Below are 521 nucleotides of genomic sequence, written 5' to 3'. Positions count from 1 at the left end.
GCGGTGGGGGCGGCGGGGCGGTCCACAGCGCGCAGTTGTTTGTGCTGCTCAAGCCCATCGACCAACGCAAGGACAGCGCCACCGAAGTGATTGGCCAGATCCGCCACACCCTGGGTGATATGCCGGGCACCAAGCTGTTTTTGCAGGCGGCCCAAGACATCACCGTGGGCGGCCGGCAAAGTGGCGCGCAGTACCAATACACCCTGACCGCCGATGACCAGCAGTCCCTGGATGAATGGGTGCCCAAGGTGGTGGCGGTGTTGCACACGCTGCCGCAATTGACCGACCTGAATACCGACCAGCAAGACAACAGCCTGTTGGCCAATGTGCAGATCAACCGCGACACGGCGGCGCGGCTTGGGGTGGGCATGTCGGCGGTGGACCAGACGCTGTACGACGCGTTTGGCCAGCGCCAGGTCTCGACCCTTTACCGCGCCGCCAACCAGTACCATGTGGTGATGGAAATCGCCCCCGAGTATTGGAACGACCCGACGGCGCTCAAAAGCATTTATGTGCCCACC

General features: G+C 63.1%; 1 protein-coding gene. It reads left to right on the top strand.

The window, feature by feature from the left end; all coding sequences use genetic code 11:
- Nucleotides 1-521, top strand: a 521-nt coding sequence (locus HX803_RS32200) for an efflux RND transporter permease subunit (protein WP_178926088.1), incomplete at both ends; no start/stop codon positions are given.

Source organism: Pseudomonas sp. P7548 (assembly GCF_013386585.1).
Classification (GTDB): Bacteria; Pseudomonadota; Gammaproteobacteria; order Pseudomonadales; family Pseudomonadaceae; genus Aquipseudomonas.
This window is presented reverse-complemented; position numbering and strand designations above follow the sequence as displayed.